The sequence below is a fragment of the Streptomyces sp. SAS_270 genome (assembly GCF_052543295.1).
Genome location: NZ_JBMNDS010000154.1, coordinates 1 through 7,565, shown reverse-complemented (window position 1 = coordinate 7,565; position 7,565 = coordinate 1). Strand labels below are relative to the sequence as shown.

Sequence of the window (7,565 nt, the reverse complement as noted above, 5' to 3'; positions counted from 1 at the left end):
TCCCGGGCAGTACGCCCACGCGGCGACGGGCAAGACGTACCGGCACGGACCCGACCCACCCACCGGCCCCCACGCGAACGGCGCCCACGCCAGCAGACGGCACGGACCCGACCCACCCACCGGCCCCCACGCGAACGGCGCCCACGCCAGCAGACGGCACGGACCCGACCCTCCCACCGGCCCCCACGCGAACGGCGCCCACGCCAGCAGACGGCACGGACCCGATCCACAACGCACCCGCACCGCGCCCCGCGAACGGCGCCCACGCCGGCAGCGCGGATCAGGGCTCCCGGGTTTCCGATTCCAGACGGGACCGGGTCGTGCCGCCGTAGACGCCTAGTTGGTCGGCGGTGATCCCGCGGGCCCACTGGTAGCGGCGTACGGCGTCTTCGACCTGGGTGTCGTACGTGCCGTTGGTGTCGCCGACGTAGAGGGCCAACTGGGAGAGGCGGAGCTGGAGTTCGGTCACGTCGGGGCCCTGGTCGCCGAGCTGGAGGGACTGGGAGCGGCGCCGGTCCCGGTTGCCCTCGGTGGGAATGACCGACCCGGTGGCGGAGACGGTCGAGGGGGCCTCGGACGGCGTGGCGGTCGGCGAGGGAACCCCCGTGCTCGATGCCGAGGGCGACGCGGAAACCGACGGCGACGGCGAGGCCGACGGGGAAGGAGCCGCACCCGCGCCACGGCTGGGCACCGGAACCGACCCCCGCACCGGCGCCGTGGAGCGCACACCCCCCGACGCGGACGCCGAGGCAGCCTCGGACGACACGTCCGGCACGCTCGCCCGCGCGTCGTCGGGCAACGCCCGGTCCCGCGCGGGGGTGTCGTACGAGAACATCCCGCCGGCGAACCCCGCCGCGGCCACGACGGTCACCACAGCCGCGGCGACACCGAGCAGAACAGCACGCGCCCGACGCCGTGACGCCGGCTCCACCGAAACCGCCGGCTCCCCCGGGACCGGCCCAGGCTCGGACCCCGCCCCCGGCAGCGCCGCAAGCCGCATCGTGGCCGCGGACCCGTCCCCGTCCCCGTAAGCGCCCCCGGCCGGTACTTCCCCGGGCTCCAGTTCCACGTAGGGCCGTATCCGCAACGGATCGAAGTCCTCCGCCGCGGCCGCCTCCGCCGTGCGGGCGTCCCGCAGAGCGTCGGACGCCCGTTGCGTGCACGCGCAGGAAGGCGTGCCGTCCGGCGCCCGGGGTGCTCCGCACTCGGGGCAGACAAGCCCGTTCACATCGGTCACGCGTGAATCCCTCCCCCTGAGAACTCCACAGATTATGCAGATCTTCCGCACACGAGGCCCAGGAGCCCCCGGATTCCCGGCCACGGGGAGGACTCAACAGGCCATAACCGGTCACACCGACCAGGATGGAACGTGGCCGAGACCCGAGGGGCCCACGGGAGGTCTGCATGACCGAGGACGCGCAAGGCGCCGGAGAAGCGCAGCCTGCGGCAGGGCGGGAAACGAGCTCGCCGCCACCGGCCGTGGCTCCCGACACCCCCACCCGAGGCCGTCACCGCAGGGGCGAAACCCCCGACCAGCACGTACCCGGCGGCGTCATGGTCTCGATCGGCGCCCTCCTGCTGGGCATGCTGCTCGCCGCGCTGGACCAGACGATCGTGTCGACCGCGCTGCCGACGATCGTCAGCGACCTCGGGGGCCTGGAGCACCTCTCCTGGGTGGTCACCGCGTACCTGCTCGCGTCGACCGCGGCGACCCCGCTGTGGGGCAAGCTCGGCGACCAGTACGGCCGAAAGCGGCTGTTCCAGGCGGCGATCGTGATCTTCCTGATCGGGTCGGCGCTGTGCGGCATGGCGCAGAACATGCCGCAGCTGATCGGCTTTCGCGCGCTCCAGGGTCTCGGCGGCGGCGGGCTGATGGTGCTGTCGATGGCGATCGTCGGCGACCTCGTGCCGCCGCGCGAACGCGGCAAGTACCAGGGGCTGTTCGGGGCGGTGTTCGGCGCGACGAGCGTGCTGGGACCGCTGCTCGGCGGCCTGTTCACGGAGCATCTGAGCTGGCGCTGGGTGTTCTACATCAACCTGCCGGTCGGCATCGTGGCCCTCGCCGTGATCGCGGCGGTCCTGCACATCCCGCACCGCGCCGAGCATCACGTCATCGACTACCTCGGCACCCTCCTCATCGCCACCGTCGCCACCTGCCTGATCCTGGTGGCGTCGCTCGGCGGCACCACCTGGGACTGGAACTCGCCGCAGCTGATCGGCGTCGCGGTCCTCGGCGTCGTCCTGGCGGTGGCCTTCGTCGCCGTCGAACAAAGGGCGGCCGAACCCGTCCTCCCCCTCAAGCTGTTCCGCATCCGCACCTTCACGCTCGCCGCCGTCATCAGCTTCATCGTCGGCTTCGCCATGTTCGGCGCGATGACGTACCTCCCCACGTTCCTCCAGGTCGTCCAGGGCGTGACGCCCACGATGTCCGGCGTGCACATGCTGCCCATGGTGTTCGGCCTGCTGATCTCCTCCACCGCCTCCGGCCAGATCGTCAGCCGTACCGGCCGCTGGAAGGTGTTCCCCATCGCCGGCACGGCGGTCACGGCCCTCGGTCTGCTCCTGCTGCACCAGCTCGACGAGAACAGCAGCACCGGCGAGATGAGCGCGTACTTCTTCGTCTTCGGCCTGGGCCTCGGCCTGGTCATGCAGGTCCTCGTGCTGATCGTGCAGAACGCCGTGTCGTACGAGGATCTGGGCGTCGCCACCTCCGGCGCCACCTTCTTCCGCTCCATCGGCGCCTCGTTCGGCGTGGCCATCTTCGGCACGGTCTTCGCGAGCCGCCTCGGCGACAAGCTGACGGACGCCCTCAGCGGACAGCAGCTCCCGGCGGGCATCACCGCGGACTCCCTCAAGGCCGACCCGAAGGGCATCTCCCAACTCCCGTCCACCCTGCAGCCCCCGGTCCTGCACGCGTACGCCTCGTCCATCACGGACGTCTTCCTGTACGCCGCCCCGGTCGCCGTCGTCGGCTTCGTGCTGGCCTGGTTCCTGCGCGAGGACAAGCTGCGGGGCGCCGTCACGACCCCCGATCTCACGGAGACGCTCGCCAGCAACCCGGTGGAACGCTCGTCGTACGACGAGGTGTGCCGCGCGCTGTCCGTGCTCGGCACCCGCGAGGGGCGCCGGGAGATCTACGAGAAGATCACCGCGCGGGCGGGCTACGACCTGCTGCCCGCCGCGAGCTGGCTGCTGCTGCGGATCAGGAAGTACGGCTGGGCCGAGCCCGCGGTGCTCGCCGAGCGCAGCGCCGTACCGCTGAGTGTCGTGATCGCGGCGGCCCGCCAGGTCGAGGAGCGCCGCCTCGCCGTGCGCGAGGGCGTCGACCTGGTCCTCACGGACGAGGGCCGGGTCGCCGCGGGGAAGCTGGCCGAGGCCCGCGAGGAGTCCCTGGCCGAACTGCTCGGCGACTGGTGGGGCCCGGACCGCCCCACCGACCTGGCCCAGCTGATCACGGAACTCAACGCCGAGATGTGCGGCTCCGATGCGGAACGCCCGCACGACGGGGCGACGACACGCCCGTACAGGACGGTCGCCTGATCCGCCCAGGACCTCACATGGGCCCCCAGTCGGTCGGATTCTTCAGCCCGTGAGCTTCTTCGCGAACCAGTGTTCCGCGTAGGTGCTGTCGTTGTGCGGCGCGGTCTCCTCGTAGCCGAGGCGGGCGTACAGGGTGCGCGCCTCCACGAGGTCGTTACGCGTGTCGAGGACGATCCGCTCGGCGCCGAGGCCACGCGCCGCGTCCTCGGCGGCGGCCACCAGCAGCGCCGCGCCACCCCGGCCGCGCATCCCCTCGCGGAGGAAGACGCGCTTGAGTTCGGCCGTGGCCGCGTCCGTCAGTTGCACGCCCGCGGTGCCGGCCGGCTCGCCCCCGTACCGCGCGACGAGCAGCACTCCACCGGGCGGTGCGAGATACGCGCCCGTGTCGGCGGCGATCTCCCGCTCCAGCTCGTCGGGGTCGGTGCGCCGCGCCTCGTGGAGCAGGTACCAGCGGTCGCTGACCTCCGTGTAGTACGCCCGCCACAGTTCGGCGGCGACGGGGGAGTCGAAGGGCTCGGGAGCGATCGTCCAGGGGAGTGCCTCACGGGTCATGCCGATCATTGTCACGGCGTGCCCCGCCCTGTCGGCAACCGCATTTCCTCAGGGCTTCACGGCCCGCAGCAGCATGTGCGTGACCTCGGGGGAGTCGTGGACCTCGGTCTTGTGCCACTCGATGTGCTCGGTGCCGAGGTCGTCGAAGAGATGGGTGCCGGTGCAGGCCAGGACGGGGACGATGTGCAGGAGCAGTTCGTCGAGCAGGCCCGCGCGGATGAACTGCTGGACGAGGTGCGCGCCGCCGGCCAGCGAGACGTCCTTCTCGCCCGCGGCCTCCCGGGCGAGCGCGAGAGCGTGCTCGGGGCCCTCGGTGACGAAGTGGAAGTCGGTGCCGCCCTCCTTGTGGAGGGTCTCGCGGGGGTGGTGGGTGACGACGTACACGGGGTGGTGGAAGGGCGGGTTGTCGCCCCACGGGATCTCCCCGGTGACGTACATGCCGTGGCCCATCACGACCGCGCCGGACCGGGCGTTCCAGGCTTCGAGCATCCGCGAGTCCGCGTTGTCCGTCCCGCCGGCCAGGCCCTGCGCCTCCCGGAACGCGCGAAGCCCGTACACCCACTGGTGCAAGCGCTCGCCGCCGATGCCGAGGGGGTGCTCCACTCCGGAGTCGGGCCCGGCGATGAATCCGTCCAGCGACATGGCGAGCCGTGCGACGACCTTGCTCATGATGATCTCCTCAAGGGGGTTCTGGCTTCTCGCTCTTCTCACTCCGTGCGTCGAACGGGCCGACCCCGAATCGACACGCCCGCCGGACGAATTACGGAAACTGGTCGTCATGAACCGAACAGACCGGCTGTACGCGCTCGTCGAGGAGTTGCGGGCCGCCGCGCCCCGCCCGCGCAGCGCGCGGACGCTCGCCCTGCGCTTCGAGGTCAGCGTCCGCACGATCGAGCGGGATCTCGCCGCGCTGCAGCAGTCGGGCGTGCCGGTCTACGCAGAACCCGGCCGGAGCGGCGGTTACGTCCTGGACCGGGAGCGGACCCTGCCGCCGCTGACCATCACCCCCGCCGAGGCGACCGCGCTGGCCGTCGCCCTGCGGGCGCTCACCGGCACGCCCTTCGCGGCCGACGCGCGCAGCGCGCTGCACAAGGTGCTCGCCGTGATGCCGGACCGGGAGCGCACGGCCGCCACGGACCTCGCGGGCCGGGTCCAGCTGCTCGTGCCCGCCTCGGCCGAGCGGCAGCCGCCCGCGCCGGCCGTGCCGGGACCGCTGCGGGAGGCTCTGGCGGCCGGGCGGGTGCTGCGCCTGGAGTACGCGGACGTCGCGGGCGCGCTGACCGGACGTACCGTCGAGCCGCTCGCCTTCCTCGGCGGCGCGGACCACTGGTACCTGGTGGCGTGGTGCCGGCTGCGTTCCGGTGTGCGCTGCTTCCGTCTCGACCGCATACGGGAGGCCGCGTTGCTCGACGAGCGGATACCGGAACGCGCGATCGACCTGGCCGAACTCGACACGCTCGGCTGGGACTTGATGCCCCTGACCGAGCTGGGGATGTGAGCGCAATCACCGACAGGGGGTTGTCGCGCACGGGCGTGAAGCTGTTGTCTCCCACCACGGAAGGCGACCACCATGACATCGACCACGACCACCACCACGACGACGGACTCGGCCCCCGACACCCTCACCCCCGAGACGGGGATCGCCCTCTTCGCGCGCTGGACGGCCATGTGGAACGGCGACTTCAGCGAGCCCGAGCGCTTCCTCGACCCGGACTTCCGGATCCGGTTCGGCAACACCCCCGACGGCGCGGAGACCGACGACATCCACGGACCGGCGGCCGTCGTCGACTACATCGCGCGGTTCCGCGCGTCCTACCCCGCCCTCCACTACGCCATGGACGGCACCCCGCTCGTCGACGCCGGGCAGCGCGGCGCGGCGACCCGCTGGTACGTGAAGGGGGAGGACGCCTCAGGCGCCGGCCTGGCGAAGAGCGGCATCGACCTGATCGAGGTACGGGAGGGACGCATCGTGACGGTGTGGTCCGTGACGGGGCACCGTCGCTTCGCTGCGTGACGGGCGCTGTTTGAGGGGCGAGTTCCGGGCAACCCGGACGGGGAGCCGGCCCGTTGGGCCGAGGACCCCGGAAGGCATCCATGTCCACAGGCGTGATCATCGCTCTGATCGTGATCGTGGCGGCCGTTGTCATTGTCGCGGCCGCCCTTGTCCTTCTCGCCCGGAGGCCGCAGGGCGGGCGAAACCTGCGGCGACGCTTCGGACCCGAGTACGACCGCACCGTCGCCCGGCACGACGGCGACGCCCGGGCCGCCGAACGCGACCTTGCCGAACGCGTCAAGCGGCACGGTTCGCTGCGTGAGCGGCCGTTGGAACCCGCGGCCCGTGACCAGTACGTGGCCCGCTGGACGGCCGCCCAGGAACGCTTCGTCGACTCGCCGCGGGAGGCGGTCGCCGAGGCGGACCGGCTGCTTCAGGAGCTGGCCGGCGAACGCGGCTTCCCGGACGGCGGCCGCTACGAGGAGCAGCTCGCCGCGCTCTCCGTGCACCACGGGCACCGCGTCCACGGCTTCCGTCAGGTGCACCGGGCCGCACAGTCCGGCACCGCGGACGGCGGGGCCGGTACGGAGGAGCTGCGCGAGGCCATGGTCGAGGCCCGCGCCCTCTTCGACGAGCTGGTGACCCCGTCCCGCCGCGACCACGCCCGCCACCGCGCGGACGACGGTTCCGAGGCGGCCGGAGACACCCGTGCAGCGGCGCCCGCCCGCACCGAGGGCTCCGCCTCCCACAGCCGGTCCCATCTGCCGTGGGCGTTCAACAGGCATCAGGCGAAGGGCAGTTGAGGGCAGCCGAGGAAGGTGAAGTACGTGATCTCAGGTGAAGGAACCGAAGGCACCGGACGCACCGAAGGACGCAACGCAGAACGCAACGCAGAACGCAACGAAGGACGCACCGAAGGCATCACGGGCGCCGAGCGTGCCGAGCACATGGAAGGCACACCGCGCGGCGACCGGCCCGCGCCCATGAAGGGCCGCATGGGCCAGGCCGCTCAGGCCGAAGACCTCGGCGGCGGCCGTACGAGCCGTACGACGGACACGCCGGCCCGGGAGGGCATGGACACCGGTAGGGACACCGGTATGGGCACCGGCATGGGTGCCGCGGCCCGCAAGGGCTCCGCGCACGACACCCGGCTGGTCCCGCACGACGACACCGACAAGCTGTCGCTGCGGCTGCAGCACGCCGTCGGTGGATTCGTCGACGGTCCGCGGGCGTCCGTCGAGGAGGCCGACCATGTGCTGGAGGAGGCCGCAGAGCGGCTCACGGACGCGGTGACGCAGCGTCGCCGTACGCTGCGCGCGTCCTGGCAGACCACCGGTGAGGACTCCTCCGACACCGAGCAACTCCGCCTGGCCCTGCGGGACTACCGCGAGCTGACGGAGCGGCTGCTGAGGATCTGAGGACCCGGCAGACGCAGGCAGCACGCGGACAGCACACAGGCCGCGCCCCCGGACCGTCGTCC

9 protein-coding genes are annotated in these 7,565 nt (G+C 72.2%); 6 read left to right on the top strand and 3 right to left on the bottom strand.

The annotated features are described in order from the left end of the window. Positions 1-280: 280 nt before the first annotated feature. A complete protein-coding gene (locus ACN6LB_RS45280) occupies positions 281-469 on the bottom strand; it encodes a peptidoglycan-binding domain-containing protein (protein WP_445031028.1) in 189 nt (62 codons plus the stop codon). 67 nt (positions 470-536) lie between these two features. On the opposite strand from ACN6LB_RS45280, the gene ACN6LB_RS45275 reads away from it, so the two are divergent. Beyond that, on the top strand, positions 537-1,031 hold the full coding sequence (locus ACN6LB_RS45275) for a hypothetical protein (RefSeq protein ID WP_445031027.1): 495 nt from the start codon (positions 537-539) through the stop codon (positions 1,029-1,031). 373 nt (positions 1,032-1,404) lie between these two features. Beyond that, positions 1,405-3,540, top strand: coding sequence for a DHA2 family efflux MFS transporter permease subunit (locus ACN6LB_RS45270; protein ID WP_445031026.1), 2,136 nt, complete (start codon positions 1,405-1,407; stop codon positions 3,538-3,540). 42 nt (positions 3,541-3,582) lie between these two features. Here ACN6LB_RS45270 and ACN6LB_RS45265 read toward each other — a convergent pair whose 3' ends face one another. Both ACN6LB_RS45265 and ACN6LB_RS45260 read right to left on the bottom strand, forming a co-directional pair. Further along, positions 3,583-4,092, bottom strand: coding sequence for a GNAT family N-acetyltransferase (locus ACN6LB_RS45265; protein WP_356142880.1), 510 nt, complete (start codon positions 4,090-4,092; stop codon positions 3,583-3,585). Positions 4,093-4,140: 48 nt separating this feature from the next. Next, positions 4,141-4,761, bottom strand: coding sequence for a dihydrofolate reductase family protein (locus tag ACN6LB_RS45260; RefSeq protein WP_445031025.1), 621 nt, complete (start codon positions 4,759-4,761; stop codon positions 4,141-4,143). 109 nt (positions 4,762-4,870) lie between these two features. Between ACN6LB_RS45260 and ACN6LB_RS45255 the strand changes: the two genes are divergently transcribed. The 4 genes from ACN6LB_RS45255 (at position 4,871) to ACN6LB_RS45240 (ending at position 7,503) form a co-directional block, all read left to right on the top strand. Continuing rightward, positions 4,871-5,590 (top strand): helix-turn-helix transcriptional regulator, encoded by a 720-nt coding sequence (locus ACN6LB_RS45255; protein ID WP_445031024.1) that lies wholly within the window; start codon positions 4,871-4,873, stop codon positions 5,588-5,590. Positions 5,591-5,662: 72 nt separating this feature from the next. Continuing rightward, complete coding sequence (locus tag ACN6LB_RS45250) at positions 5,663-6,106, top strand: nuclear transport factor 2 family protein (protein ID WP_445031023.1); 444 nt, start codon at positions 5,663-5,665, stop codon at positions 6,104-6,106. An 80-nt stretch (positions 6,107-6,186) separates the two neighbouring features. Next, on the top strand, positions 6,187-6,888 hold the full coding sequence (locus ACN6LB_RS45245) for a hypothetical protein (RefSeq protein WP_445031022.1): 702 nt from the start codon (positions 6,187-6,189) through the stop codon (positions 6,886-6,888). 24 nt (positions 6,889-6,912) lie between these two features. Continuing rightward, positions 6,913-7,503, top strand: a complete 591-nt coding sequence (locus tag ACN6LB_RS45240) for a hypothetical protein (RefSeq protein WP_445031021.1) — start codon at positions 6,913-6,915, stop codon at positions 7,501-7,503. Positions 7,504-7,565 lie beyond the last annotated feature (62 nt).